The sequence below is a fragment of the Streptomyces sp. NPDC088766 genome (assembly GCF_044750845.1).
GTDB lineage: Bacteria > Actinomycetota > Actinomycetes > Streptomycetales > Streptomycetaceae > Streptomyces.
On the sequence record NZ_JBIVKQ010000025.1, the window covers coordinates 34730 to 61562 of the forward strand.

Below are 26833 nucleotides of genomic sequence, written 5' to 3' on the forward strand. Positions count from 1 at the left end.
ACGGCTGTGCCTCATGTGCATCGCGATCGGGAGAGAGATGGAGATAACCCGCGACGACATCCTCAAACGGGACCTGGAGGACGTCCGGTTCACCGACGGCACCTGCAAGGTGTCCTACGGCGTGCTGGAGTCGGACCCGTACTCCGGCAAGCACGTCACCTACCGGCGCGGCAGCAGCAAGGTCGACATCGACCACGTCGTCGCCCTGTCCGACGCCTGGCAGAAGGGCGCCAAGTACTGGGACGCGAGCAAGCGCATCGCCCTCGCCAACGATCCCCTCAACCTGCTGGCCGTGGACGCGAGCACCAACCGTTCCAAGGGGGACGGCGACACGGCGACCTGGCTGCCGCCCAACAAGGCCTACCGGTGCCCGTACGTGGCGGCGCAGGTCGCGGTGAAGAAGAAGTACCAGCTGTGGGTCACCGCCGCCGAGAAGGCCGCGATGGAGAAGGTCCTTTCCGGCTGCCCCGGCCAGAAACTCCCCACGGGCGGCAACCCCACCAGGGCGCCGGAACGTTTCCACGCCGACTGAGCACGCCGCCCGGCGACCGGCTCACGGCCGCGAAAACCCGTACCGCGGCCGCCTCGCCGCCGCCTACCGTGCCCTCATGGAACCGAAGGTCTTCTCCCTCGCCGAGCGGCCCGAGATGCTGGGGCCGGTGTTCGGCATGCCCGACAGCTGGCCGGAGTTCGCCACCCAGGACCCGGTGGGCAACGCGCACTACGGGCGGATCCCCGTCGAACTGCCGGAGTACGTGCTGTTCGCCGAGGACGAGCGGGGCCAGGTCCTCGCACACGCCTTCAGCGTGCCGTTCGCCCTGCGTGCCGAGGGGCGCGGCGAGCTGCCCGCCCGCGGCTGGGACCAGGTGCTGGTGTGGGCCTTCTCCGACCTGCGCCGCGGGGTGCGTCCGGACACGGTCTGCGCGATCTCGGTCGTGGTCGCCCCGCACGCCCAGGGACGGGGCCTGTCCGGCCGCATGCTCCGCGCGATGCGCGACAACGCCCGCGCGCGGGGCTTCGCCGAGGTCGTCGCCCCGGTCCGCCCGAGCGCCAAACACCTCGAACCGCACACCCCCGTCGAGGAGTACGCCCGTCGGGTGCGCGACGACGGGCTGCCGTACGACCCGTGGCTGCGGGTGCACGTCCGGGCCGGGGCGAGCATCGAGCGGGTCGCGCCGGCGTCGATGACGGTGGCCGCCTCCCTCGCGGAGTGGCGCCGCTGGACGGGACTGCCCTTCGACACCCGGGGCGACGTCGAGGTGCCCGGCGCGCTGGTGCCGGTGCGCTGCGAGCCGGAGCGCGACCACGCGGTGTACGTCGAGCCCAACGTGTGGCTGCGGCACCCGCTCTGACCGGCGCCGCCGGGCCCGGCCGGGGACTACCGCCCGTACGGGTACCCCTGCTGGTAGGGGTGCCCCTGCGGCCCCGGCGTGCCGTACGCCGTCGCCGGCATCGTCGGGACCCGCCTGTCGAACATGGCGAACAGCAGCATGCAGGCCGCCGTCACCAGCGTCACCATGATGGCGAGGCCCATGAACCCGTCCCCGTCGGGGCTGTCGTCCGTCGCCATCCACGGCACGGTCACGCACTCGTACAGCGCGTACGCGCCGAAGGCCACCCAGTCCGAGGACCGCCCGCGGCGGATCGCCACGTACAGGAACGGCACCCACGCCAGCAGGCCGAAGGACAGCCACGCCAGCGCCACCCAGGCGATCCGCTGGAGCCAGCCCGCCTCGAGCCGCTTGTCCGTATCCGTCATCACTGTCGTCATGTCGCCCCCCTAGTGGCCAGGGAGCAAGATTAGGCCACGGCGGGCCCCGCCCGGACCTCCCCGTCTTTACCGTGACATGAGCGAATCTTGCCGCTGCGGGGGTCCTGTGTTTCCCGAGTGCGGGGGAGCCGCGGGGTACGGTGCGTTCGATTCAGGGGGCACACACCTGCGCACACGCGTACGCCGCGACCGGGCCGTACCCGCGCGGACGAAACGATGGGGTGGGGATGGCCGAGCACCGGCAGTCCAGAAGACGCAGGTACATCACGTGGGGGGCGGCCGGCGCCGCCGTCCTCGCCGGGGCCGGGATCGCCGCGCAGACGTCGATGGCGGCCACCGCCTGGCCGGCCCAGAAGACCTACACCGGCCGCGCCTTCGACACCTGCACCGCGCCCTCGCTGTCCGCGATGAAGGCCTGGAAGAGCGACGGCTTCTACGGCGCCGCCGCCGTGTACATCGGCGGCAAGAACCGCGGCTGCACCCAGGCCAACCTCACCGCGTCCTGGGTGAAGTCGGTCGACGCGGCCGGCTGGAAGCTCATCCCGCTCTACGTCGGCGCCCAGCCGCCCTGCCAGACCGGCACCAGCCCCGAGAAGATCAGCGCCGCCACCGCCGCCTCCCTCGGCGCCACCGACGCCGCGGACGCCGTGGCCAAGGCCGCCGCGCTCGGCATGAAGGCCGGCAGCCCCGTCTACCTGGACATGGAGTCGTACGACATCACGAACAAGGCGTGCAACGACGCCGTGCTCACGTACGTGCGCTCCTTCACCAAGACCCTGCGCGCCAAGACCTACCGGGCCGGCTACTACGGCTTCAGCAGCTCCAGCGCCAAGGCGATCGCCACCGCCACGGACAAGACGGACCTGCCGGGCAACCTCTGGTACGCGCTGTGGGACAAGCAGAACACCACCACCGCGGACTGGCCCTGGGGTGCGACGCAGTACACCGACCACAGCCGCGGCCACCAGTACATGGTCAACAGCAAGGAGACCCGCGGCGGTTACACGATCACCGTGGACCGCGACGCGTGGGACGCCCCGGTCGCCCTCGTGGGCTGACCCCCGTACGGGTGCGGGCGCGGCGGTGCCCGAAGTCCCGGTGAATCGTTGGTCCAATGGGTTGGCCCCAGCCGCCCCACTGCCTACCATCGATCACTGCAAGACTTTGTGCACCGCCGCACAATCTCCTCGGGAGGCTTCCTTGCACCGCCGTCGTCGCACCGCGTTCCTGCTGTCCGCCGTGATCGTCGTGGCGGGTCCCCTCCTCACGGCCTGCGGGAACGAGGCCCACCCCGGAGCGGCGGCCGTCGTCGGCGGCCAGCGGATCACCGTCTCGCAGCTGGAGAGCCGGGTGAACGAGGTGCGCGAGGCGCAGCGCGCCGCCGTCCCCGACGAGACCCAGTACGCCCAGGCCATCGCCCGCACCGGCAACCTCACCCGCGACACCCTGCACGGCATGGTCCTCGACCGGGTGCTGCACCGCGCCGCCGAGGACGCTGGCATCACCGTCAGCCGCAAGGAGGTCCAGGCGATGCGGGCCGGCCTGGAACAGCAGGCGGGCGGCTCCAAGGGCCTGCAGGCCACCTGGCTCCAGCAGTACGGCATCCCGCCACAGCGCCTCGACGAGAACCTCCGCCTCCAGCTGGAGGCCCAGAAACTCGCCACGGGCCTCGGCACCGACACCAGCCGGCCCGAGTTCTGGAACGCCCTGTCGAAGGCGTCGAAGGAACTCGACGTCGACCTCAACCCGCGCTACGGCGACTGGGACGTGCAGAAGGTCAGCCGCGTCGACGCGAGGACACCGTGGGTCCGCGACGTGACGACGGCGTCCCAGCCGCCGCAGACGGCCTGACCCTCCGGTGCGGCCGGGGGCCGTCGGCGGGTTGGGTTACGTTCGGGGAGTGAACGCAACGAGTCCCGAAGGCGCCCCGGCCCCCGGCCGCGTCGTCCTGCTCACCACCAGCCACCGGGTCGCCCCCGGCCTGCTGTCCTGGCCCGCCTGGCAGGCGCTGCGCGAGGCCGACCAGGTGATGTGCGCGGACGGCACCCATCCCCAGCTGCCGTACCTGCGCGAGGCCGGCATAGCGGTGGCGGAGACCGCCCCCACCGCCGAGGACCTCCTCGCGGCCTGCGCCGGCGGCCGCACGGTCGTCGTGGTGGCGACCGGCGAGGGGGAGCCCGCCCTGACGGACGGCCTGGCCCGCCTGGCCGGCTCCGGCCGCGTGACCATGCCCGACCTGGAGCTGCTCCCCGCCTCCTACGACCTCCCCGGCGCCCGCCTCCTCGACCTCGTGCAGGTCATGGACCGCATCCGCGCCGAGTGCCCCTGGTCCTCCCGGCAGACCCACCGGGGCCTCGCGAAGTACGGCATCGAGGAGGCGTACGAACTCGTCGAGGCCATCGAGGACGGCGACCGCGACGAGCTGCGCGAGGAACTGGGCGACGTCCTCCTCCAGGTCGTCTTCCACGCCCGCATCGCCGAGGAGGACGAGGAGGCCCCGTTCTCCGTCGACGACGTCGCGGGCACGATCGTCACCAAGCTCGTCCACCGCCACCCGCACGTCTTCGGCGACGCCACCGCGACCACCCCCGAGGAGGTCAAGGAGCACTGGCTGCGCACGAAGGCGGTCGAGAAGCGCCGCGCATCGGTCACCGACGGCATCCCCCTCCACCAGCCGGGCCTGGCCCTGGCGGCGAAGCTCGCGTCGAGGGTCCGCTCGGCGCACCTGGAGGTGCCGCTCCCGTCGGCGGAGGGCATCGGCTACGAACTGCTCGCCCTGGCGGCCCGCGCGGAGGCGGAGGGCGTGGACCCGGAGGCGGCCCTGCGAGCGGCGGCCCGCACCTACCGGGACGCGATCCGCTCGGCCGAAGGCGTGGGGGAGTAGGACGGGGCTCGTGCGGGCGGCGCCGGGGGCCGCGTCCGGTCCCGCCGCGAGACCGGACGACCACGACGTGGCCCCGCGCCGGCGTCGTGAGGCCGGACCGGCGTCCCGCCCCGGTGCTCGGGGAATTCGTCGTGGTCCGGTGGTTCGGTGGTCCGGTGGTCCCGTGTTCCCTTGGTCCGAGGTCCCGAGGTCCCGAGGTCCCGAGGTCCGGGGTTCCGCCGGGACCCCGTGATCCGGCAGCCGCGGGCCGTGGCCGCGTCAGGCCGCGCGCGGCCGTCGACCCGGCCCCGGTTACCGTCGGGGCGTGACCCAGCAGCCCGCACCCGAGCCGTCCGCGCCAGCCCTGTTCACCTGGGAGTTCGCCACCGACCCCTACCCCGCCTACGCCTGGCTCCGCGAGCACGCGCCCGTGCACCGCACGCGGCTGCCCAGCGGTGTGGAGGCCTGGCTGGTCACCCGGTACGCCGACGCCAGGCAGGCCCTCGCCGACCAGCGGCTCAGCAAGAACCCGGCGCACCACGACGAGCCCGCGCACGCCAGGGGCAGGACCGGGATCCCCGGTGAGCGCAAGGCCGAGCTGATGACGCATCTGCTGAACATCGACCCGCCGGACCACACCAGGCTGCGACGACTCGTCAGCAAGGCCTTCACGCCCCGCCGGGTCGCCGAGTTCGCGCCCCGCGTGCAGGAGCTGACGGACGGGCTCATCGACCGGTTCGCGGAGCGGGGCACCGCCGACCTCATCCACGACTTCGCCTTCCCGCTCCCCATTTACGCCATCTGCGACCTGCTCGGCGTTCCCCGCGAGGACCAGGACGACTTCCGGGACTGGGCGGGCATGATGATCCGGCACGGCGGGGGCCCGCGCGGCGGTGTCGCCCGGTCGGTGAAGAAGATGCGCGGCTACCTCCTGGACCTCATCCACCGCAAGCGCCTGGAGCTTCCCGCCGATCCGGCCCCCGGCGAGGACCTCATCTCGGGTCTGATCCGTGCCTCCGACCACGGCGAGCACCTCACCGAGAACGAGGCCGCCGCCATGGCCTTCATCCTGTTGTTCGCCGGGTTCGAGACGACGGTCAACCTGATCGGCAACGGCACCTACGCCCTGCTGACCCACCCCGGGCAGCGCGCCCGCCTCCAGGACTCCCTGGCCGCGGGCGAGAGCGGCCTCCTGGCGACCGGCGTGGAGGAACTCCTGCGCTACGACGGCCCCGTGGAACTCGCCACCTGGCGGTTCGCCACCGAGCCCCTGACCGTCGGCGGGCAGGACATCGCCCCCGGCGACGCCGTCCTCGTCGTGCTGGCGGCCGCCGACCGGGACCCGGAGCGGTTCGCCGACCCGGACGTCCTGGACCTGTCCCGCCGCGACAACCAGCACCTGGGTTACGGCCACGGCATCCACTACTGCCTGGGCGCACCCCTCGCCCGCCTGGAGGGACAGACCGCGCTGGCCACCCTGCTGACCCGGCTGCCCGATCTGCGACTGGACGCCGATCCGGCCGACCTGAGGTGGCGCGGCGGCCTCATCATGCGCGGACTGCGCACCCTGCCCGTGCGGTTCGGCCCGGCCGTTCCCGGTGAACCCCCCGCAGCCGTCCGCTGACCATCCGTTATGTGCACGGACGGCGAAGCAGAAGTGACCGTTCCTCAACTCTGTGATCTTCACGTGATCTGCGCGGCATTAACTTGTGACAAGTGATCGTCTGCCGATACGTTCACCTGTCAGCGCGGCGCCCCCGTTTCGCGGCCCGTGCAAGCACTGCTGTCTCGAGAAAGGCCCCCGCATGCTCTCCGGGAACGGTCGACACCGGCGCCCCCGTCAGGCTCCGGCCCTCCTCGTCGCGGCCGGCGTGACCGGCTCCGCGATCGCCATCCCACTGCTCGGCGCCACCGGTGCGAGCGCTGCCGACGGCACGGTGTGGGACACGGTGGCGGAGTGCGAGTCCGGCGGCTCCTGGAGTGCCGACCAGGGCAACGGCGAGTACGGCGGCCTGGCGCTGAGTCAGGAGGACTGGGAGGCGTACGGCGGACTCGACTTCGCCGAGCGCCCCGACCTGGCCAGCCGCAACCAGCAGATATCCGTCGCGCAGAAGGTCCTCGCCGACCAGGGCGTCAGCGCCTGGGGCACCTGCGGGCTGACGTCCGGGCTCAGCAAGGAGAACGGGGCGGGCAACCTGGACACCGGGGTGGCGGACGACTTGTCCGGTTCCTCCGTGTCGTCCGGCTTGTCCGACCTGTCCAAGGGGTCGTCCGGCTCCTCGAACTCCTCGAACTCCTCGGGTTCCTCAGGCTCCTCCGGCTCCTCGGGCGGCAAGGCGGCGTCGGCCTCCCCGTCGACCGAATCCTCCACGGATGCCACGGACGAGACCTCCCCGTCCGCTTCGTCCTCTTCCTCCGGAAAGCCGGACAGTTCCTCGGAGTCCGATGCGTCGGCGGACGTGGACGCGGGCACCTCGCGGACGGGTGACAGCTCACCCACGGCCACCCCTGAAGTGGACGACTCGGACAAGTCGGTCCAGGAGGCGGGCTCTTGGAGCCTCGTCGACACCGGCTCCCTCGCCTCCGGCCGCCACCGCGGCACCTCCGCCGACGAGGCCGTGCCGGACGGCACCGCCACCGCCTCCTCCGGCCGGCACGCCGCGGGCGCCTCCGGCGGCGCGGTGGGCACCTATGTCGTGCGCGACGGCGACTCCCTCGTCTCCATCGCCGACTCCCTTGGCCTCGAAGGCGGATGGCGCGCGCTCTACGCGGAGAACAAGGACGCCATCGGCGCCGACCCGAACAACATCGCTCCCGGTCAGACGCTCGACACAGCGGTGGAATAAGGCGGAAAAACGGGAAAAACAGCGGGAGTTCACGTCACGCTTCGCGCCGAATGTCCGGTTTGGTGAAAGTGTGGGATGAGTCTCAGAAGCCGTGATCGTCTTTGAAATTCCGCCGAGGGCGTGTCTACGGTCGTGACCGCTCGGCAACCCGAGCCCCGGCTGTCGCAACGCCGAATCCTGCCAGTGGCAGCCCGGGAACAGTCGTCGCGTCAAGCGCCGTAGGCAGGAGCGGGGGACCCAAGGTAAGTGCCGTACCGGTCGGTCGACCGGAACGGCTCGGGGTGAAGCCACGCCTTCCGGGGAGCAGCGCTCCCGGGCGGGAGTGGCCGGGCAACTCACACGGCCCGAACCCGACAGCTCACCTCGCAGGCGTCGGTGAGGGGATCCACCATGCTGTTTTCCGCCAAGGGCAAGCACCGCCGTCCGTCCAGGGCCACCCGCGCCGCCGCGCTCGCCGGCGTCACCGGTGTCGCCATCGCCGCCCCGCTGATGGCGGCCGGCAACGCCTCCGCCGCCACCGCCTCCGAGTGGGACGCGGTCGCCCAGTGCGAGTCCGGCGGCAACTGGTCCATCAACACCGGCAACGGCTACTACGGCGGCCTGCAGTTCTCCGCCTCCACCTGGGCCGCGTACGGCGGCACGCAGTACGCCTCCACCGCCGACAAGGCCTCGAAGTCCCAGCAGATCCAGATCGCCGAGAAGGTCCTCGCGGGCCAGGGCAAGGGTGCCTGGCCGGTCTGCGGCGTGGGCCTGTCCGGCGCCGCGTACAACGGCGGCTCGGCCTCCACCGGCTCGGCCTCCACCGGCTCGTCCGCCGGCGGCTCCTCGGCCGGCGGCTCCTCGGAGACCACCACCCGCTCCACCGAGAAGCAGAGCGCCTCCCGCTCCGCCGAGCGCCCGGCCGCCAAGTCCCAGAAGACCGTCACCACCCCGACCGGCAAGAAGGTCAAGAAGGGCGACGGCGAGTACAAGGTCGTCACGGGCGACACCCTCAGCTCCATCGCCGAGGCGCGGGGCGTCAAGGGCGGCTGGGCCGAGCTGTTCGAGCTGAACAAGGACATCGTCCAGGACGCCGACCTCATCTACCCGGGTCAGCAGCTGCACCTGAAGTGACATCCGGCCCTCGGCCGGACCACAGCCCCCTCACGGCCGAGGCCGTCACGCTGAAGGCCTCGTGAGGGAGCCCCCGTCCCCACGGACCCCCCGCCCCGGTGCGTGTTCCCCCGTACGCACCCGGGCGGGGTTTTCTTCTCCCGCTCGCCACCTTCTGTTGGCCACCCCCTTTGTTCCGGGCTGAAACAATGGGTACCGTCTCCCTGTCCACGGGACGGTCGGTCGGCCGACCGGCGCCCCGGGGCGGTTAGGCTCTAGTCGCAAGGCTCAGCAAGGGCTCCACACGGCCCGCTCGTGCCCCGCACAACCAGCGTCACATCCCAAGAAGGAGATGCTCGTGCCGTCCATCGACGTCGTCGTAGCCCGGGAAATCCTGGACTCCCGAGGCAACCCCACGGTCGAGGTCGAGGTCGGCCTCGACGACGGCAGCACGGGTCGTGCCGCCGTCCCCTCCGGCGCCTCCACCGGCGCCTTCGAGGCCATCGAGCTTCGCGACGGTGACCCGAACCGCTACCAGGGCAAGGGTGTCGAGAAGGCCGTCCTGGCCGTCATCGAGCAGATCGGCCCCGAGCTGGTCGGCTACGACGCCACCGAGCAGCGCCTGATCGACCAGGCCATGTTCGACCTGGACGCCACCGACAACAAGGGCTCCCTCGGCGCCAACGCCATCCTCGGCGTCTCCCTCGCCGTCGCCCACGCCGCCTCCGAGGCCAGCGACCTCCCGCTCTTCCGCTACCTGGGCGGCCCGAACGCGCACCTGCTGCCCGTTCCGATGATGAACATCCTGAACGGCGGCTCGCACGCCGACTCCAACGTGGACATCCAGGAGTTCATGATCGCCCCGATCGGTGCGGAGTCCTTCTCCGAGGCCCTGCGCTGGGGCGCCGAGGTCTACCACACCCTCAAGAAGGTGCTGAAGACCAAGGGCCTGTCCACCGGCCTGGGCGACGAGGGCGGCTTCGCCCCGAACCTGGAGTCCAACCGCGCCGCGCTCGACCTCATCATCGAGGCCATCAAGCAGGCGGGTTACGTCCCCGGCGAGCAGATCGCGCTCGCGCTCGACGTCGCCGCGTCCGAGTTCTACAAGGACGGCGCCTACGAGTTCGAGGGCAAGTCCCGCTCGGCCGCCGAGATGACCGAGTACTACGAGGAGCTGGTCTCCGCGTACCCGCTGGTCTCCATCGAGGACCCGCTGTACGAGGACGACTGGGCCGGCTGGAAGGTCATCACCGACAAGCTGGGCGACAAGGTCCAGATCGTCGGCGACGACCTCTTCGTCACCAACCCGGAGCGCCTGGCCCGCGGCATCGAGGAGGGCTCCGCGAACGCCCTCCTGGTCAAGGTCAACCAGATCGGCTCGCTGACCGAGACGCTGGACGCCGTCGAGATGGCCCAGCGCAACGGCTTCAAGTGCATGATGTCCCACCGCTCCGGCGAGACCGAGGACGTCACCATCGCCGACCTCGCCGTCGCGGTGAACTGCGGCCAGATCAAGACCGGCGCGCCGGCCCGCTCGGACCGCGTCGCCAAGTACAACCAGCTGCTGCGCATCGAGGAGATCCTCGACGACGCCGCGGTGTACGCCGGCCGCAGTGCCTTCCCGCGGTTCCGCTCCGCGGACCGCTGAGCACGGCAAGGGCTGGAGCAAGCCGTACAGCACAGGGTTGAACCGGCCCGGCTGAGCCGTTGAGGGCTCATCCCGAGCCAGTCGTACGTACGTCCCCGTACCGGTCCCGTACCGTGTCCGGGGACGTACGCACGTGTGAGACGGGAGGCGGGGACGACATGGCCGTGAAGGACCGGGACCGTTTCTCCACCACGACCAGGATCAAGCTGCTCGGCGAGCAGACCGCGGCCCGGGTCTACCGGTCCCAGACCAAGCGCCAGGCCCGCCGCTCGCGCCTGACCGGCCGCGCGGCCCTCCTCGCCCTGGTCCTGTGCACACTGATCGTGGCCCTGGCCTACCCGATGCGGCAGTACGTCTCCCAGCGCGCCGAGATCGCCGACCTCCACCGCGAGAAGGAGCAGGCCCGCGAGCGGGTGGCACAGCTGCGCGACCTCAAGGCACGCTGGCAGGACGACGCCTACGCCGAACAGCAGATCCGGCTGCGGCTGCACTACGTGATGCCGGGGGAGACGGGTTACATCGTCGTCGACCCCGACGCCGCCGAGCAGTCCCGTGCCGATCAGGGGGCCGCCGACCGCCCCTGGTACTCGAACGTCTGGGACGCCGTCGACAAGTCCGACGCCGCCGCCGGCCGATGAACCGACTAGAGAGACTTCCGTACAGGCATGGAAACCCCACCGCCCACCACTCCCCGCACCGAGCCCACCGACGCCGACGTCGAGGCCTTCCAGCAGCAGCTCGGACGACCGCCGCGCGGACTGCGCGCCATCGCCCACCGCTGCCCGTGCGGCCGGCCGGACGTGGTGGAGACGGCCCCCCGCCTCCCCGACGGCACCCCCTTCCCCACGCTGTACTACCTGACGTGCCCGAAGGCGAACTCCGCCATCGGCACGCTCGAGGCGAACGGCGTGATGAAGGAGATGACGGAACGGCTCCGGACCGATCCGGAGCTGGCGGCGGCCTACCGGGCGGCGCACGAGGACTACGTGCGGCGGCGGGACGAGATCGAGGAGCTGAAGAACTTCCCCAGCGCGGGCGGCATGCCGGACCGGGTGAAGTGCCTGCACGTGCTGGTCGCGCACTCCCTGGCCGCCGGGCCGGGAGTCAATCCGCTCGGGGACGAGGCGCTCGGCATGCTGCCGCAGTGGTGGAGCAGGGGAACCTGCGTGACGCCGCCCCAGCCGCCGTCCGGTGAGGGCCGGCAGGTGGACACGCCGCAGGACGGGACGGCCCGCTCCGCCTTCGAGCCGGTCGAGGGGGACGCCCGATGACTCGCGTCGCCGCCGTCGACTGCGGTACGAACTCCATCCGTCTGCTCGTCGCCGACGCTCACCCCGAGACGGGTGAACTGGTCGAACTGGACCGCCGTATGACGATCGTGCGGCTCGGGCAGGGGGTCGACCGGACCGGGCGGCTCGCGCCCGAGGCGCTGGAGCGGACCTTCGCCGCGTGCCGGGAGTACGCGGCGGTCGTCAAGGAGCAGGGAGCCGAGCGGCTGCGTTTCGTGGCCACCTCCGCCTCGCGCGACGCGGAGAACCGGGACGAGTTCGTGCGCGGGGTGCTGGACATCCTGGGCGTCGAGCCCGAGGTGATCTCCGGCGAGCAGGAGGCGGAGTTCTCCTTCACCGGCGCCACCAGGGAACTGACGGGCCGTGACGACCTGACGAAGCCGTACCTCGTCGTGGACATCGGCGGCGGCTCGACCGAGTTCGTCGTCGGGGACGACCGGGTGCGCGCCGCACGCTCCGTGGACGTCGGCTGCGTGCGGATGACCGAACGGCACCTGGTCGTGGCCGGGGCGGTCACCGACCCGCCCACCGAGGAGCAGGTCACGGCGATGCGCGCCGACATCGAGGCGGCCCTGGACCTCGCCGAGCGCACGGTCCCGCTGCGCGAGGCGCACACCCTGGTGGGCCTGGCCGGCTCCGTCACGACGATCTCGGCGATCGCGCAGGAACTGCCGGAGTACGACTCGCGGGCCATCCACCACTCCCGGGTCTCCCGGGAACGGGTCCGTGAGATCACCGAGTGGCTGCTGCGCTCGACCCACGCCGAGCGGGCGGCGGTCCCCTCGATGCATCCGGGCCGGGTCGACGTCATCGCCGCGGGTGCCCTGGTGCTGCTGTCGATCATGGAGCGGACCGGCGCCGAGGAGGTCGTGGTGAGCGAGCACGACATCCTCGACGGCATCGCCTGGTCGGTGGCGTAATCCCTCTGCTGAGCAGGTGGGAGAACGTTTGAGCGCGTTCGAGGGGCGGGGAACGGCCGGGAGACGCCCCTCGGCGACACGCCCCCGGAAAACTTCGTGAAGTTCTTCACAAGGAAAACGGCCCTCCCGGAGGACCAAGGGGGGCCGCTTGGCCCTTCCGGGCGCTCGACAGTCGGGTGAACATGTTCAAAAGCGGAAGCCGCGGACGTTTCGCGAGGGTCGCGCGAGACGTGTTTCAAAGGCCTCACCCGGCACCCCGAAGCCCGGAGAGGCAGCTCACGCGGCATTGACAACGGCACCGGGTGCACACGGGTTCCCGTCGCGCACCATGACATGGATCACGTGGGCGGCGGAGGATAGCACACACCCCGAGGAAGCTTGTGAAGGGGCGCACGAGCCACCCCCCTGAGGCGGGTGGATACTCGATGGCATGAGCACCACGGAGCGTCCCAGGATCCTCGTAGTAGGCGGTGGGTACGTAGGCCTGTACGCAGCTCGGCGTATCCAGAAGAAGATGCGCTACGGCGAGGCGACCGTCACGGTCGTCGACCCCCGGTCGTACATGACCTACCAGCCCTTCCTCCCCGAAACCGCCGCCGGCAACATCTCCCCGCGCCACGTCGTCGTCCCGCTGCGACGCGTGCTGCCCAAGGCGGAGGTCCTCACCGGCCGGGTCACCACCATCGATCAGGACCGCAAGGTCGCCACGATCGCCCCGCTGGTCGGCGAGGCGTACGAGCTGCCCTTCGACTACCTGGTCATCGCCCTCGGCGCGGTCTCCCGCACCTTCCCGATCCCCGGCCTCGCCGAGCAGGGCATCGGCATGAAGGGCATCGAGGAGGCCATCGGCCTGCGCAACCACGTCCTCGAGCAGCTCGACAAGGCCGACTCCACCACCGACGAGGAGATCCGCCGCAAGGCGCTCACCTTCGTCTTCATCGGCGGCGGCTTCGCCGGCGCGGAGACCATCGGTGAGGTCGAGGACATGGCCCGCGACGCGGCCAAGTACTACAAGAACGTGTCCCGCGAGGACATGCGCTTCATCCTCGTCGACGCCGCCGACAAGATCCTTCCCGAGGTCGGCCCCAAGCTGGGCGCCTACGGCAAGGAGCACCTGGAGAGCCGCGGCGTGGAGATCTACCTCTCCACCTCGATGGACTCCTGCGTCGACGGCCACGTGGTGCTGAAGAACGGGCTCGAGGTCGACTCCAACACGATCGTCTGGACGGCCGGCGTCAAGCCGAACCCCGTCCTCGCCCGCTACGGCCTCCCGCTCGGCCCCCGTGGTCACGTCGACACGGCCGCCACGCTCCAGGTGCAGGGCACCGACTACATCTGGGCCGCCGGCGACAACGCCCAGGTCCCCGACGTCGCCGCCCGCAAGGCCGGCGTCGAGAACGCCTGGTGCCCGCCGAACGCGCAGCACGCGCTCCGTCAGGCCAAGGTCCTCGGCGACAACGTGATCTCCGGCATGCGGGGCTTCCCGCAGAAGGAGTACGCGCACTCCAACAAGGGTGCGGTGGCGGGCCTCGGCCTCCACAAGGGCGTCGCGATGATCGTCATGGGCAAGATGAAGATCAAGCTCAAGGGCCGGCTGGCGTGGTACATGCACCGCGGCTACCACGGCCTGGCGATGCCGACGTGGAACCGCAAGATCCGCGTCTTCGCCGACTGGACGCTCGGCATGTTCCTCAAGCGCGAGGTCGTCTCGCTCGGCGCGCTGGAGTCCCCGCGCGAGGAGTTCTACGAGGCCGCGAAGCCGGCCCCGGTGGCGGCCAAGCAGACCGAGAAGACCGGCGAGAAGGCCAAGGCCTCCTGACCCGGCTTCACCGAACCCCCTGAAGGGGCCGCCCGCCATCCGTGGTGCGGGCGGCCCCTTCGGCGTGAGCGGGGCGGGTGAGCCCGGGGTCCGGGGCGGAGCCCCGTGCCGGCACATGGTCGCCGACCGAGTCGGGCGGGCCGGGTGGGCGAGACCGGGGTCCGGGGCGGAGCCCCGCGGCGGGACCACAACCCGGGTCCGCATGGTTTGCCCAGCCATGACCCCCGGAGGGGACTGCGGGAAAGCCCCGCGAGTGTTTACGTGGTGCAAGGACATCCGGGATCACCGTCACGGAGGTGTGCACCATGCCAGACGCCGCGCCGCGGCTCCACGCCCTCGTAGAACAGTTGCTGGGAGCCCCCTTCCCGATGCGGATCCGCGCCTGGGACGGCTCCCAGGCCGGCCCGCCCGACGCGCCCACCCTGGTGGTACGCAACCGAAGAGCCGTCCGCCGGCTCCTCTTCAAACCGGGCGAGCTGGGGATGGCCCGCGCCTGGGTGGCCGGCGACCTGGACGTCGAGGGCGACCTGTACCCGGCCCTCGACCTTCTCTCCGGCCGGATCTGGGACCGCGGCGAGGACGCCCGCACCCTCGCCGAGGCCCTGCGCGACCCGTCCTTCCGCGCCGCGGTCCGCGGACTGGTGAGACTCGCCGGCCCCCCGCTGCCGCCCGCTCCGCCGCGCGAGGAGGTCCGCCGTACGACCCACCTGCACACCCGCCGTACCGACCGGCGCGCCGTCAGCCACCACTACGACGTCGGCAACGACTTCTACGAGATCGTCCTCGGCCCCTCCATGGTGTACTCCTGCGCCTACTGGGAGTCCGCCGACGGCACCCTCGAGGACGCCCAGCGCGACAAGCTCGAACTCGTCTGCCGCAAGCTCGCACTGACACCGGGCCGGCGCCTGCTGGACGTGGGCTGCGGCTGGGGCTCGATGGCGATCCACGCGGCCCGTGAGCACGGTGTGAGCGTCGTCGGCATCACCCTCTCCCGGGAGCAGGCGGCGTACGCCCGCAAGCGCGTCGCGGACGCCGGCCTCGCCGACCGGGTGGAGATCCGCGTCCAGGACTACCGGGACGTCGCCGACGGGCCGTACCACGCGATCTCCTCCATCGGCATGGCCGAGCACGTCGGCGCCGAGAGGTACCTGGAGTACGCCGGTGTCCTGCACGCCCTTCTCGAGCCGGGCGGCCGGCTGCTCAACCACCAGATCGCCCGTCGTCCGCAGCGCGACGAAACGGCCTACGAGGTCGACGAGTTCATCGACGCCTACGTCTTCCCGGACGGTGAACTCGCCCCGCTCGGCACCACCGTCACCCAGCTGGAACGCGCCGGCTTCGAGGTCCGTGACGTGGAGTCGATCCGCGAGCACTACGCCCTCACCCTGCGCCGCTGGGTGGCCCGGCTGGAGGCCGACTGGCGCCGCGCGGTGCGGTCGGCCGGCGCGGGCCGGGCCCGCGTCTGGCGCCTCTACATGGCGGCCTCCGCGCTCGCCTTCGAACGCAACCGCATCGGCGTCAACCAGGTCCTGGCCGTCCGCACCACGGACTCCGGCACCGCCGGCCTGCCGCTGCGCACCCGCACCTGGAACTGACCTGCGGCGGACAGCGCGAGGGGCCCCGTCGCCGTGGCCGACGGGGCCCCCGAACCCACCGTCGGTCACTCCGACTTGATGGCCGTCAGCACGTTCAGCCGGGCCGCCCGCCGCGCCGGCCAGAGCGCGGCGAGCACTCCGACCGCGCCGGCCAGCGCCAGGAACACGGCCATCCGGCCCCACGGCAGGACGAGTTCGTAGGTCGCCATCGACGTGCCGATCAACTCACCGGCCGCCCAGCCGAAGAACACGCCGAGCCCGATGCCGAGCACCCCGCCGAACAGCGAGATCACGAGGGACTCCAGTCGCACCATCCGCTTCACGGCCCGCCGGTCCAGCCCGATGGCCCGCAGCATGCCGATCTCCTGCGAACGCTCGAACACCGACATCGCCAGCGTGTTGATGACCCCGAGCACCGCGACGATCACGGCCATCGCGAGCAGGCCGTAGAGCATGTTCAGCATCAGCGTGAACATCTGCGCGATCTCGTCGGAGAGGTCCTGCCTGCTCTGCACCTTGATGGCCGGGTTGGCGCCGAGGGCCTTCTCCAGCCTGTCCTTCGTGGCGTCCGAGGCACCGCCGGCCGTCTTGACCATGACCTGCATGTCGGTCGGGTCGTCCTGGTGCGGGGCGAGGGCGGTGTTGTCCAGGACGATGCCCCGGATCATCTCGTTGCCCCGGTAGACGCCGGCCACCGTCAGCCGCTGCTTCGCGCCGTCCTCGTACGCCACCGTGAAGTCCGAACCGGCCTTCCAGCCGTGGGACCCGGCCGTGTCCTCGTCCACGACGACCCGGCTGCCGCCGACCTGGAAGACGCCGTCGTCGACCGGGAGGTCGGTGAGCTGCGCGATGGCGGAGCCGGTGACGCCGGTGACGTACTCGGTCTGCCCGTCGATGCGGGCGGGGGCGTTGCGCAGCGGGCTGGTGACGGCCACCCCGTCGGTCGCCCTCAGCTTCCTCTCGACGTCGGGGGAGAGCCCGTTGCCGTTCGCCATCGACACCACGTAGTCGGCCCGCACCGCGGCCGACGCCATCTTGTCGATCGACTTCTGGAGGCTGCCCGCCATCACCGTCATGCCGGTGATCAGGGTGAGGCCCACCATCAGCGCGGAGGCCGTGGCGGCCGTACGACGCGGGTTGCGCACCGAGTTCTGCCGGGCCAGCTTGCCGGACACGCCGAAGACGCGCAGGACCGGCGCGGCGGCCGCGATCAGCGGCCGGGACAGCAGGGGCGTCAGCACGAACACGCCGATCACGAGCAGGACCGCGCCGAGCCCCATGGGGGCCTGGCCGTCGGAGCCGTTCATCGTGGTGGCCGCGAGGACGACCGCGACACCCGCCGCCGAGAACAGGGCGCCGAGGGTGTTGCGCAGCACCAGCGACTTGGTGGACGCGGTGGCGTGGACGCTGCTCATCGCGGCGACCGGCGGGATCTTCGCGGCCCGCCGGCCGGGCAGCCAGGCCGCCAGCATGGTGATGACGACGCCGACGGCCAGAGCGGTCGCGACCGTGCCGGGCGACACGACCAGCGGGCCGTCGGGCACGGTCGCCCCCAGCGTGCCCATCAGCGAGCGCAGTCCGGCGCCGATGCCGACGCCCGCGACCAGTCCGGTCAGCCCGGCGACCGTGCCGACCACGAACGCCTCGACCAGCACCGACCGGGTCACCTGCCGGCGGGAGGCGCCGACCGCGCGCAGCAGCGCCAGTTCCCTGGTGCGCTGGGCGACCAGCATGGTGAAGGTGTTGGCGATGATGAAGGTGCCGACGAAGAGCGCGATGCCGGCGAAGACCAGCAGGCCCTGCTTCAGACCGCTCATCGAGGCGGAGATCATCTCCGCCTGCTCGTCGGCGAGTTGCTTGCCGGTGGTGGTCTCGACGAGGTCCTTCGGCAGTGCCCTGTCGAGGGCGGCCTTCAGCGCGGTCTGCGAGGTGCCGGCGGCGGCCTTGACGTCGATCTCGTGGTACGTGCCGGTCTTGCCGAACAGCCGCTGGGCGGTGGCCGTGTCGAAGAGGGTGAGGCTGCCGCCCGCGGCGACGTTGCCGTCGTCGGTGGTGAAGACGCCGGTGATCCTCGGGGTGAGGACGGGGCCGTCCACCGAGAGGCGCACGGTGTCACCGACCTCGTAGCCGGCCCGCCGGGCGGTCTCGGAGTCGAGGGCGATCTGGCCGGGGCCCCGCGGGGCGGTGCCCTCCTGAAGCGGGTACCGGGGGTCCTTGTCGCCCCAGTAGTTGCCGCCCTGCGACTGGAAGCCCTCGCCGACGAGCTTGCCGTCCTTGCCGGCGATCGCGGTGAAGCCGCGGACGACGCCGATGGCGGACGCGGCGCCGGGGGCCTTCGCACTCGCGCCGAGAAGGGACTCGGTCAGCTCGGGCGTTCTGCCGATGCGGTCGCCCTCGTCCCCCTGCGGCTCGGCCGTGACGGCGACGTCGACCTGGTCGAATCCCTTGGCGGAACTCTTCTGATAGGCATCGGAGACGGTGTTGGTGAAGACCAGCGTCCCCGACACGAAGGCCACGCCGAGCATCACGGCGAGCACGGTCATCAGAAGCCGGGCCTTGTGCGCGAGGACGTTGCGCAGGGCGGTACGGAACATGGGTTCTTTTCTTCTCGGTCTGTCGGTCCTTGCGGGTCCTGGCCGCCGGTCAGGTGGTGCGGCCCTTGGCGTCGAAGCGCTTCATGCGATCGAGCACGGACTCGGCGGTGGGCCCGTGCACCTCGTCGACGATCCGGCCGTCCGCGAGGAACACCACCCGGTCCGCGTACGCGGCGGCCACCGGGTCGTGGGTCACCATGACGACCGTCTGGCCCAGCTCGCGCACGGAGTTGCGGAGGAAGCCGAGCACCTCTGCGCCCGAACGGGAGTCGAGGTTTCCGGTCGGTTCGTCGCCGAAGACGATGTCCGGCCGGGAGGCGAGGGCGCGGGCGACGGCGACGCGCTGCTGCTGGCCGCCGGAGAGCTGCGAGGGGCGGTGGCCCAGCCGGTCGGCGAGCCCGACCATGCGGATGACCTTGTCCAGCCACTCCTTGTCCGGCCTGCGGCCGGCGATGTCCATCGGCAGGGTGATGTTCTCCAGGGCGTTCAGGGTGGGCAGCAGGTTGAACGCCTGGAAGATGAAACCGATCTTGTCCCGGCGCAACTTGGTGAGCTGCTTGTCCTTCAGGGATCCCAGCTCGGTGTCGCCGATGCGCACGGAGCCGGAGGAGAAGGTGTCCAGCCCGGCCACGCAGTGCATCAGCGTGGACTTGCCGGAGCCGGAGGGGCCCATGATCGCGGTGAACTCGGCCTGCCGGAAGTCGACGGAGACCCGGTCCAGGGCGACCACCCGGGTCTCGCCCTGTCCGTAGGTCTTGGACAGGTCCGTGGCGCGTGCGGCCACGGCGGTGGACCGGTCGGCGAGGGGCATGGTGGTCACGGCGGGGCTCCTGTGGGGACGACGGCGTGCTGCGTTTCGGGATCCGCACCATCGTCTCGGCCGCCCGGCGCCCTGTAGTCAACCGCTGTTCCGGTCTCTGGGGCAGACTTCCGAGGGACCGCGGGCCGCCGTGTCATACCAGGGGATGACACGCGCCCCTGAGGTGCCGTTCGTCAAGAACAGGTGGAGCACCCTCGTTCGGACGGTGAAATTCCGTCATTCCGTCCACACCCGCCGACGGTGCGCATGAGGCTACTGGCACGTGCGGATGGCGAGTTCGCGGTCTGATGCTCACTCAGAAGTCAATAAAATAAGACAACATCGGGTCGCCCGGCCCCTGTTGGCCAGACGCCTCCCGATAGGCTCCAGTCGCGACGCGGAGCCCATGGCCTGCCCGGATGGTGGAATGCAGACACGGCGAGCTTAAACCTCGCTGCCCCTCGCGGGCGTACCGGTTCAAGTCCGGTTCCGGGCACCACCCTGGTCACCCCGAGTGACCGGTTCACGCGCCGAGTTCTCGGGTGCCGTCGTTCACGAGGCAACCACCGTTCCCCGGTACGCCATGTCGGGCGGGCGCCTCCGGGGAGAAACGCCGGACGGGTCGTCTACTCCGTGGATACGTGCCGGTGGTCTTCCACGCGGTGGTCGAGGGCTGTCGACAGCAGTGGTCCTGGACGGGCGAAAACCGTCGGTCGCATCGGTGCCGAGTCGGCCGAGCACGCTGCGGAGCCGCCGAGCGCCCCAGGGCCGCGACGCCTGGGCACTCCTGTGTCCGGCGAGCGGCGAGAGCGCGGCCGCAGCACGATCAGTGCAGGTCACGCACCCGGAGCAGGCACGCGTACAGCGGTGCCTCGTCCCACGGGTGTGAGATGCCGACCTTGCGGTAGCCCCACGACTCGTATGCGGAACGGGCGGCCTCGGCCTCCGGTTCGGGTCGTACGGTCAGGGTGACGCGCTCGGCGTGGAGGCCGCGGGTGAGCTGTTCGTGCAGTGCGGCGGCGACACCGCGGCGCCGCCAGGCCTTCCGGACGGCCAGCTCGATGATGACGAAGGTGCGGCGCCCGTCCTCGCGGGTGAAGGCGTCCGGCAAGGTGACGTCCTGCAGATTCCGCCACCAGCGCGTATCCGGGGCGAGGTAGTACCCATAGGTGAAGCCGACTACCTCTGTGCCGTCGGAGGCGAGGACGAGTCGCATCCCGGGCCGGCGGGCGTGCACGGCGTAGTGCTCGATGAACTCGGCGACGTCGGAGGGATCCTCGTTGTACGGGGCCTCGGCGTAGACCTCCTCGTAGGCGCCGAGGAAGCGGTCCAACTGGGCGGCCGCGTTCTGGCCGTCGGCCCGTTCGTAAACGATGTCCGGCATCAGGCGGCCCTCGACTCCGTGTATTCGGTGAGCTGGTCGGCGGCGTCGCGGGCGCTGGCGGCGTCCACGTCTCGCAGGAGGGTGGCCACTTCGCCGAGACGCCGGGTGACGCGACCGGACTCGACCTCTTCCAGGTGTTCCAGGCTTTCCACGGCGTGCTTCGCAGCCTCGTCGACTTCGCCGGCGTGAACGAGGCTACGGGCGAGAGTGAGCCGGTACAGGGCCCGGTTGCGGCCGTAGGTGCGGTCCTGGTGGGCGAGTGCGGCGCCGAGGAACTGGACTGCGGCGCCGTGTTGCCCGGTTTCCGTGTAGAGCAGGCCCTGGGCGTAGTCGAGTTCGGCCTGCCCGTGGAAGGCGGCCCACTCGGGAGACGGGCGTCCACGCGTGGGGTCTTCTACCAGGCGCATGGAGAGCGCGAGTTGGCGGCGTGCGGCGGTGGCGTCCTGCATGAGCGACAGGGCGCGGGCCTCGCGGGAGGCGAGGAGGGACTGGAGGACGGGCGAGCCGTAGCGGGCGGCGCGGTACTGCGCGGCGCGGGCGAGGTTGAGGCCCTCGCGGGGACGGCCCTCGTACGAGGCCTGCATGCTCAGGGACGCCAGGACGAGAATGGCGAGGCTGGAGTCCTCCAGGACGGTGGCGACGGTCAGCGCCTCGCCCCAGTAGCGGCGGGCCTCGTCCTGCTGGTCGGCGTCGTAGTGGAGCCAGCCGCAGTGTTCGGCCGTTTCGCCAGCGAGCAGCTGCAACTGGCGGCCGATGGTTTCGGGGTACTGCGCGGTGTTGATGACGCGCTGGACCCGGCTGAGGTGGCGGCGGGCCAGCCGGCGGACGTCGCCGCCGCCGTAGGCGTCGTCGAGGTGGTAGAGGGAGCGCAGGCCTTCGCGGAGTTCGACGACGTGGGCGGTACCGACTGCACCGCCGGGGAGGAACGGTGCTGTTCTGGCTGGCGGCGTGGGAAGTCCGGCGGCTGCGGCCACCCCGATGGAGTCCTGCAAAAATGCCCGTCGATCCACGCTCGTGCCTTCCTGTGTGAGCAGTGCTGCATCACTCACGTAAGCACTTGGGGGCGGCCCGGGGAAACCCAACTCCCGCGGGTCTACGCCGAACATGGCGTGCAGGATGCGCCAGTTGCGGCCCTTCGGATTGGGCGGGACGGGGGTTCTCCACCGGCGGAAGTGGCGATCCGTGATGGTCACCGGTTCGCCGAGCATGCGCGCGGTCGATTCGAAGGCCTGTAAGAACTGGGCCGACCTTCTCCAGCCCATGGCGATGCATGCGCTTTCGAACTGCGTCAGCTCGCTCACGTGCAACCTCCGTGATGTGTCGTCACTGACGGTAGCGGCTTCGCGGCGTTGGGAAAGTCCGGTCGCGGAAATGTCCGGCGGAATGTCCGCCCGTAGGTCCGGCGCCCTCGGTTGTCCGGGAGTTGGCTGGTAGTGGACCGAGCATCACCGAGGGGAGCTGGACCAGTGCAAACCCGGACAGACCTATCAGTGACAACCCGCGCGGAGCGGGCTCTCGCGGCTGAGCAGTGGCTGCTGACGGCGGCGCCCGACCGGAGCCGGGCCCGCGCGGAATGGCTCTCCGACGGCGTGGCTCTCCTGCGCTGTGGTGGTGCTTTCGGCGCCGTCCGGATGAGTGCGCCCCTCGTCCACGTGGCGGCCCGCACCGACAACCTCGTCGAGGTCGACCGATACCTGGCGAAGGCATTGCTGGGCGGCCCGGTGTTCATGGACCAGGAGAGCGGACGGTACTACGCCCTCGTCGGCATCAGCACGGGGCGGCGCCCCGAGTGGAAGCGGACGAGGGACGACGCCGAATACCTCGGGCAGAACCACTACCTCGGAGTGCCCGCGCTCTCCGCCACCGATCCGGTCCGCCGCTCGTACTGGTGCGTGCCGATGGACAGCGCCGGGATCCTGACGGTTGCTGACGCGGTCTCGCAGCTCGTGCACACCGGCCGGGAGCGGCTCGCCAATGATCGGCGAGGCTGAGGTGTCGGCGGGCCGCCGCGCACTGGGCAGCATGCGAATCGCTGAGGACGGCAGGCCGGTGGCGACCGAGGTGTTCCAGCGGAAAGGAGCCTCGGTACGCGACGCGCGCCGGTTCGCGGCGGCGATCCTGGAGGAATGGGAGCTGTCCACCGCGCTGGCCGACACAGCCGAGCTGGTCGTCTCCGAACTCGCCACCAACGCCGTCCTGCACGCGCAGGCCAGCGTGTTCCGCGTGACCCTGCGCCGCCTCGCCCGCGACCAGGTGAGGGTCGCGGTGATCGACCGGAGCCGGACCATGCCCACACTGGTCCACGCCGAACCCGGCGATGACCACGGCCGGGGCCTGGCCCTCGTCGATGCCCTCGCGCCCTGCTGGGGAACAGACCTGCTGCCGTGGGGCAAGCGCGTGTGGGCCGAACTAGAGGACGCCCAAACACAGTCGGCGCCGCCTGCCAGCAACATCCCCATATACACGACCGGTTGGGCGCAGGCCTTCTACGTCCTGGCAGTCGCCGCGGTCGGCCTCGCCATCGTCGCGGCCACCGTCGCGCAGCACTGACGCAGAAGACGCCGCTCGACTCGCCCCCCAGGACACCCGTTGACGTGCGGAGGTGGCACGCCGACGGTCCTACGTCTCCAGCCGTCTGCCACCCCGACGGGCGGCCGGTGCCCGCTCCCACGAATCGAACTGCCCATGAGGAGAAGTTCGTGACCACTGGCGTCTATGCCATCTCTGCTCAGCGAAGTCGCCCCCGCCCCACCGTGGCCGAGGTGTTCGTCCACTCCGCGGCCCAGATTCACGAAGCCGCGGCCGGTATCTGGCCGGGTGAGCCGGTCGTGCTGGAGGAGCACGTTCCCAGCGTCACCGGATATGTGCACCGCGCCCGCGTCGGCGACCGGACCCTGTACGCGAAGACGTCGCTCCTGGGTGTCTCTCTCGTCTCGCTGCTGCGCGGTACGTGCGGCTCTTGGCGCGCTGTGCGCCAGGCGCAACAGGACTACGTGCAGCGGTCGGAGGGCCTCCTCGTGCGGGAGGCCGCGCAACTGCGGATCCTGGCTGACCTGGACGGCCCCCGAGTGTGCACGGTCGCAGGCATGCGGGCCGGCGTCATCTTCACCGAGGCCGTACCCGGCGCGACCCTGGCGGAACTTCTCCTGAAACGGCCCGGTGACGCTGGCGCGCTGCTGGGACGGACCCTTGCCGAGCTGCGGCCGCTGCACCGGCCGGGCGCTGCACGCCGCCTGGACCGGGCCGGGGTCATCGACGAGCGCAGCATCGACGGCACGTTCTGCCGCAAGTTCGAAGGGCTGGCCGGCTTCGTGTACGTCGACCAGCTCGGCGCGGAGCGATGCCCTGCCCGGTGCGGTGAAGTCGCGGACCTGGTGCAGGGCAGCGTGCGGCGGTTGCTCGCGCTCCGGACGAAGTTGCCCTCGGCCGTGGGCGCGAGCCTGGTGTACGGCGATCTCAAGCCTGAGCACGTCCTGTTCCCCGATGGCCCCGACGGGCGGCCGGTGTTCCTAGACCCGGGCCTGTTGCGGGCGAGCCCGATGGTCGACATGGCGAAGTTGCTGAGCCGTACGGTCCTGCTCCTCGTCGCGCGCCGCCCGGATCCGGCGACCGTGCGGCTCGTCGTGGACGGGCTCGGCATTGTCGCCCTCTCCCGTGTGGGGCACCTGTCGGTGCGGGAGCGGCGGGAGTGGCTGCGGAACCTGCTGACGCTGTGGCTGATGGACACGCTGAACATCGTCACGACCTACCTGTCCGCCCCGGCCGCGCTGCCGCTGCCCAGTATCGGTCTGGCCCTCGTCGAGCGGGCCGCGACGGTGTGTTCCCTCGTCGACGAGGTGAGTTCCGATCTCCTCGATCCTCTCCTTCGCAAGGGCCGGGGCGAGCGCACCCTCGCCCGGATCGTCGAGGCGGTCGTATGACGGCCCGGGTGCCGGCCGTCGGCATCATCGGCGCCGGGGCCGTCGGCCAGGCCGTCGGTGGGGCACTGGTGGCCGCCGGGCTGTGTGACCGGCTCCTCGTCACGGCACGCGCCGCCGGGCAGGCCGCGGCCCTGGCCGACGACCTCGATGACATGCGCACCGCGCTGGGGTCCCCGGTACGGCCGTGCCCGGCCGAGGCGGCCGAGCTGCGGGAGACCGCCGCCGTGGTGATCGCGGTCCGGGCCCGGTTCGCGAACACCCTCAGCGCGGACGTGCGGATGGGCGGGGCACAGGCGAACGCCCCCGTGATCCGAGCCCTTGCCGCTGATCTGGCGGGCTACCGGGGGACGGTGCTGATGGTGACCAACCCGGTCGACGTGATGACGCGCCTGTTCGCAGAGAAATCCGGCTGCCCAAGGGTGTTCGGCATCGGGTCGGGCCTGGACAGCGCCCGCTACCGGCTCGCCCTGGCCCGGCTGCTGGACGTGCCGACGTCGGCGGTGTCCGGGCACGTCATCGGCGAGCACGGGGACGCGGCCGTCGTCTGCGCCTCGTCGACCACCGTCCACGGGCATCCCGTCCCCGTCCCTCTCCAGCAGGTCCGCGACGAGCTGACCGCGCGGCCCGGCCGGATCAACGCCGGCATCGGCCGTACGCGGTGCGGCCCCGCCGGCGTGGTCGCGTCCACGCTGCGTCTGGCCTGCGGCGTCGAGGACGGGACGACCGAGCTGTCCGTCCGCCACAAAGACGTCTGGCTCGGGATCCCGGTCCACTTCACGCAGGGTCGGTTCCTGCCGTTCGTGCCTGCGCTGGATGCTGCCGAAGCCCGGCAGCTGAAGGCCGCCCGTTCCAAGCTCCGCGCCGCCTACGCGGCCGTGCGCGGTGTCCCACCGCAACCGCTTCTGTCTGGGAGGACTCACTCATGACCGCTCACGCCGTACGCCTGGAGAGTGCCGGCGCGGCCGTTACCGTCGTCTCCGCCGATCAGGCCGTCACCGACTGGTCTGCCCGCTACTTCGGACCGTGGTGGAAGGCGGCCGAGGCACCTGCACAGGACGTCTGCGCGGGGCCCCTGGTCCTGGCTGAGGTCGATGCGGACCGGTACGCCGAGGAGGCGCTGGCGGTGACGCAGGCGCCGCACACGAGCGTGGTGTACGCCAAGGCGCAGACGCTCCGCGCGGAGGACAGCGCGGCGGGCGTGATCCGCGCGGTGTCCCCGGAGCAGGCGCTCGCCTACCGGTCCGAGCCCGGGACCGGAAGTTTGATGATCTTCGGGTGCGAAACCGAGCCGGTCGCCACGGCGACGGCGCGCCTGGCCCGCGAGGTGATGCGGGGGATCCTGCTGCGTGACGGCTGGGCGGTGCTGCACGCCTCCGCGGTCGTCAAGGAAGGCCGCACGATCCTGACGTTCGGCCAGAAGGGCGCGGGCAAGACGACGACCGTCCTGGCCCTCGCTGCCCGGCACGGGTGCGGCCTGCTGGCCAACGACCGCGTGTTCGTCCGCCCCAACGGGCGCGGCGGCGTCGACGTCTTGCCCTGGCCGTCGGCTGCCGCGCTCGGTCTCGGCCTCCTCGACGGGCTCGGCTGGTTCGACCTCGTCCGCGAGCGCCTGCACGCCGGGGAGACGCTCCACCCGACGCAGGACATCCGGGTTACGGAGGCGATCCTCGCCAACCGCCACGAGCCGCTGTGGGAGGGCGGCAAGGAGCTGAAGGCGCAGGTGTTCCCGGACCAGTTCCCCGCCTGGTTCGGGCTGCCCCTGGCAACCGAGGGAGAGGCCGCGGCGCTGGTGTTCCCGCGCATCGAGGCGGGCGCCGTCCCGGCCGAGGAGGACGCGAGCCGGGCCTTGAGCGACGGCGACTTCATGAGCGGACAGACCGAGGACCGTTACCCGGACATTTTCGGCCTCGCCGGGATTGACGGGGGCGGCAGCGAGGAGGCCCGCCGCGAGGTGGCTCACCGGCTGGCGGAGCTGCCGCACCACTCGGTGGTCCTCGCCCACGACGTCACCGCGAACGCGGACTTCCTCGCGAAGCTCACCGGCTGCGCGTGACCGGCTGAACCGGCGTCGCCCAGGGCCGCGGCCTGGCGCCATCGTCGTAGGCGCGAGCCGCGCCGCCCCACAGTCCGCTCCGGCCTGATGCCCAGGTCTGCCTCGGCCGGAGCGTCCGACGCCCGCCCGCTTCCTGCATGGCTGCTCATCACACGGCGCCGGGGAGCGGGCGGGTCCATCCGAGGGCCCCAGACGCCCGATCTGGGGCCCTCGTCCATTCCGTCCCACCCCGGAGGTTGC

The 26833-nt window shown here is 71.4% G+C and carries 23 protein-coding genes, 1 tRNA gene, 1 pseudogene and 1 riboswitch; of the genes and pseudogenes, 20 read left to right on the forward strand and 5 right to left on the reverse strand.

Annotation, left to right across the window (positions count from 1 at the left end; genetic code table 11):
- Positions 1-46: 46 nt before the first annotated feature.
- Together ACIP5W_RS28490 and ACIP5W_RS28495 are read left to right on the forward strand one after the other, a co-directional pair.
- A pseudogene (locus tag ACIP5W_RS28490) lies at positions 47-532 on the forward strand (HNH endonuclease family protein); the annotation flags it as partial.
- A gap of 76 nt (positions 533-608) precedes the next feature.
- Entirely contained in the window at positions 609-1352 is a 744-nt protein-coding gene (locus ACIP5W_RS28495; RefSeq protein WP_401479470.1) for an N-acetyltransferase, read from the forward strand.
- 26 nt (positions 1353-1378) lie between these two features.
- On the opposite strand, the gene ACIP5W_RS28500 is transcribed toward ACIP5W_RS28495, so the two are convergent.
- Positions 1379-1771, reverse strand: coding sequence for a hypothetical protein (locus ACIP5W_RS28500; protein WP_401479473.1), 393 nt, complete (start codon positions 1769-1771; stop codon positions 1379-1381).
- A gap of 227 nt (positions 1772-1998) precedes the next feature.
- Here ACIP5W_RS28500 and ACIP5W_RS28505 point away from each other — a divergent pair, with 227 nt between their 5' ends.
- The 12 genes from ACIP5W_RS28505 to ACIP5W_RS28560 all read left to right on the forward strand — a co-directional run bounded on the left by ACIP5W_RS28505 (position 1999) and on the right by ACIP5W_RS28560 (position 15843).
- Complete coding sequence (locus ACIP5W_RS28505; RefSeq protein ID WP_401479476.1) at positions 1999-2829, forward strand: glycoside hydrolase domain-containing protein; 831 nt, start codon at positions 1999-2001, stop codon at positions 2827-2829.
- A 142-nt stretch (positions 2830-2971) separates the two neighbouring features.
- Positions 2972-3622 (forward strand): SurA N-terminal domain-containing protein, encoded by a 651-nt coding sequence (locus ACIP5W_RS28510; protein WP_401479479.1) that lies wholly within the window; start codon positions 2972-2974, stop codon positions 3620-3622.
- 49 nt (positions 3623-3671) lie between these two features.
- Entirely contained in the window at positions 3672-4655 is a 984-nt protein-coding gene (locus ACIP5W_RS28515) for a nucleoside triphosphate pyrophosphohydrolase (RefSeq protein WP_401479482.1), read from the forward strand.
- Between the two features lie 304 nt (positions 4656-4959).
- On the forward strand, positions 4960-6258 hold the full coding sequence (locus tag ACIP5W_RS28520; protein WP_401479485.1) for a cytochrome P450: 1299 nt from the start codon (positions 4960-4962) through the stop codon (positions 6256-6258).
- Positions 6259-6439: 181 nt separating this feature from the next.
- The gene (locus tag ACIP5W_RS28525) at positions 6440-7480 is read left to right on the forward strand and encodes a transglycosylase family protein (RefSeq protein ID WP_401479488.1); all 1041 of its coding nucleotides are present in this window, start codon (positions 6440-6442) and stop codon (positions 7478-7480) included.
- 204 nt (positions 7481-7684) lie between these two features.
- Positions 7685-7867: riboswitch (cyclic di-AMP (ydaO/yuaA leader) on the forward strand.
- Between the two features lie 3 nt (positions 7868-7870).
- Positions 7871-8593: a transglycosylase family protein gene (locus ACIP5W_RS28530; RefSeq protein WP_401479491.1), complete on the forward strand. Its 723-nt coding sequence runs from the start codon at positions 7871-7873 to the stop codon at positions 8591-8593.
- Between the two features lie 331 nt (positions 8594-8924).
- Positions 8925-10220, forward strand: a complete 1296-nt coding sequence (gene eno, locus ACIP5W_RS28535) for a phosphopyruvate hydratase (protein WP_401479494.1) — start codon at positions 8925-8927, stop codon at positions 10218-10220.
- Between the two features lie 158 nt (positions 10221-10378).
- Positions 10379-10858 carry a septum formation initiator family protein gene (locus ACIP5W_RS28540; protein ID WP_401479497.1) on the forward strand — a complete coding sequence of 160 codons (480 nt, stop codon included), beginning with the start codon at positions 10379-10381 and terminating at the stop codon, positions 10856-10858.
- 27 nt (positions 10859-10885) lie between these two features.
- A complete protein-coding gene (locus ACIP5W_RS28545) occupies positions 10886-11491 on the forward strand; it encodes a DUF501 domain-containing protein (RefSeq protein ID WP_401479500.1) in 606 nt (201 codons plus the stop codon).
- A complete protein-coding gene (locus ACIP5W_RS28550) occupies positions 11488-12429 on the forward strand; it encodes an exopolyphosphatase (protein ID WP_401479503.1) in 942 nt (313 codons plus the stop codon). The genes ACIP5W_RS28545 and ACIP5W_RS28550 overlap by 4 nt, the downstream gene beginning before the upstream one ends.
- Positions 12430-12859: 430 nt before the next feature.
- Entirely contained in the window at positions 12860-14248 is a 1389-nt protein-coding gene (locus tag ACIP5W_RS28555) for an NAD(P)/FAD-dependent oxidoreductase (protein WP_366057373.1), read from the forward strand.
- Between the two features lie 305 nt (positions 14249-14553).
- Positions 14554-15843 (forward strand): class I SAM-dependent methyltransferase, encoded by a 1290-nt coding sequence (locus tag ACIP5W_RS28560; RefSeq protein ID WP_401479507.1) that lies wholly within the window; start codon positions 14554-14556, stop codon positions 15841-15843.
- A 65-nt stretch (positions 15844-15908) separates the two neighbouring features.
- Here ACIP5W_RS28560 and ACIP5W_RS28565 read toward each other — a convergent pair whose 3' ends face one another.
- Together ACIP5W_RS28565 and ACIP5W_RS28570 are read right to left on the reverse strand one after the other, a co-directional pair.
- A complete protein-coding gene (locus ACIP5W_RS28565) occupies positions 15909-18437 on the reverse strand; it encodes an ABC transporter permease (protein WP_401479510.1) in 2529 nt (842 codons plus the stop codon).
- Positions 18438-18486: 49 nt separating this feature from the next.
- Positions 18487-19257, reverse strand: coding sequence for an ABC transporter ATP-binding protein (locus tag ACIP5W_RS28570; protein ID WP_401479513.1), 771 nt, complete (start codon positions 19255-19257; stop codon positions 18487-18489).
- A 392-nt stretch (positions 19258-19649) separates the two neighbouring features.
- Here ACIP5W_RS28570 and ACIP5W_RS28575 point away from each other — a divergent pair.
- Positions 19650-19735 (forward strand) — tRNA-Leu (locus ACIP5W_RS28575).
- A gap of 327 nt (positions 19736-20062) precedes the next feature.
- On the opposite strand, the gene ACIP5W_RS28580 is transcribed toward ACIP5W_RS28575, so the two are convergent.
- Positions 20063-20620: a GNAT family N-acetyltransferase gene (locus ACIP5W_RS28580; RefSeq protein ID WP_401479516.1), complete on the reverse strand. Its 558-nt coding sequence runs from the start codon at positions 20618-20620 to the stop codon at positions 20063-20065.
- Positions 20620-21630, reverse strand: a complete 1011-nt coding sequence (locus tag ACIP5W_RS28585; protein WP_401479519.1) for a hypothetical protein — start codon at positions 21628-21630, stop codon at positions 20620-20622. The genes ACIP5W_RS28580 and ACIP5W_RS28585 overlap by 1 nt, the downstream gene beginning before the upstream one ends.
- A 480-nt stretch (positions 21631-22110) precedes the next feature.
- On the opposite strand from ACIP5W_RS28585, the gene ACIP5W_RS28590 reads away from it, so the two are divergent.
- The 5 genes from ACIP5W_RS28590 to ACIP5W_RS28610 all read left to right on the forward strand — a co-directional run bounded on the left by ACIP5W_RS28590 (position 22111) and on the right by ACIP5W_RS28610 (position 26593).
- Positions 22111-22611, forward strand: a complete 501-nt coding sequence (locus ACIP5W_RS28590; RefSeq protein WP_401479522.1) for a hypothetical protein — start codon at positions 22111-22113, stop codon at positions 22609-22611.
- Between the two features lie 31 nt (positions 22612-22642).
- The gene (locus ACIP5W_RS28595; RefSeq protein ID WP_401479525.1) at positions 22643-23170 is read left to right on the forward strand and encodes an ATP-binding protein; all 528 of its coding nucleotides are present in this window, start codon (positions 22643-22645) and stop codon (positions 23168-23170) included.
- A 149-nt stretch (positions 23171-23319) separates the two neighbouring features.
- Positions 23320-24540 (forward strand): phosphotransferase, encoded by a 1221-nt coding sequence (locus ACIP5W_RS28600; RefSeq protein ID WP_401479528.1) that lies wholly within the window; start codon positions 23320-23322, stop codon positions 24538-24540.
- Positions 24537-25466, forward strand: a complete 930-nt coding sequence (locus tag ACIP5W_RS28605; RefSeq protein WP_401479531.1) for an NAD(P)-binding domain-containing protein — start codon at positions 24537-24539, stop codon at positions 25464-25466. The genes ACIP5W_RS28600 and ACIP5W_RS28605 overlap by 4 nt, the downstream gene beginning before the upstream one ends.
- Positions 25463-26593: a hypothetical protein gene (locus ACIP5W_RS28610; protein WP_401479534.1), complete on the forward strand. Its 1131-nt coding sequence runs from the start codon at positions 25463-25465 to the stop codon at positions 26591-26593. Before ACIP5W_RS28605 ends, ACIP5W_RS28610 begins: the two co-directional genes overlap by 4 nt.
- The last annotated feature ends 240 nt before the right edge of the window (positions 26594-26833 follow it).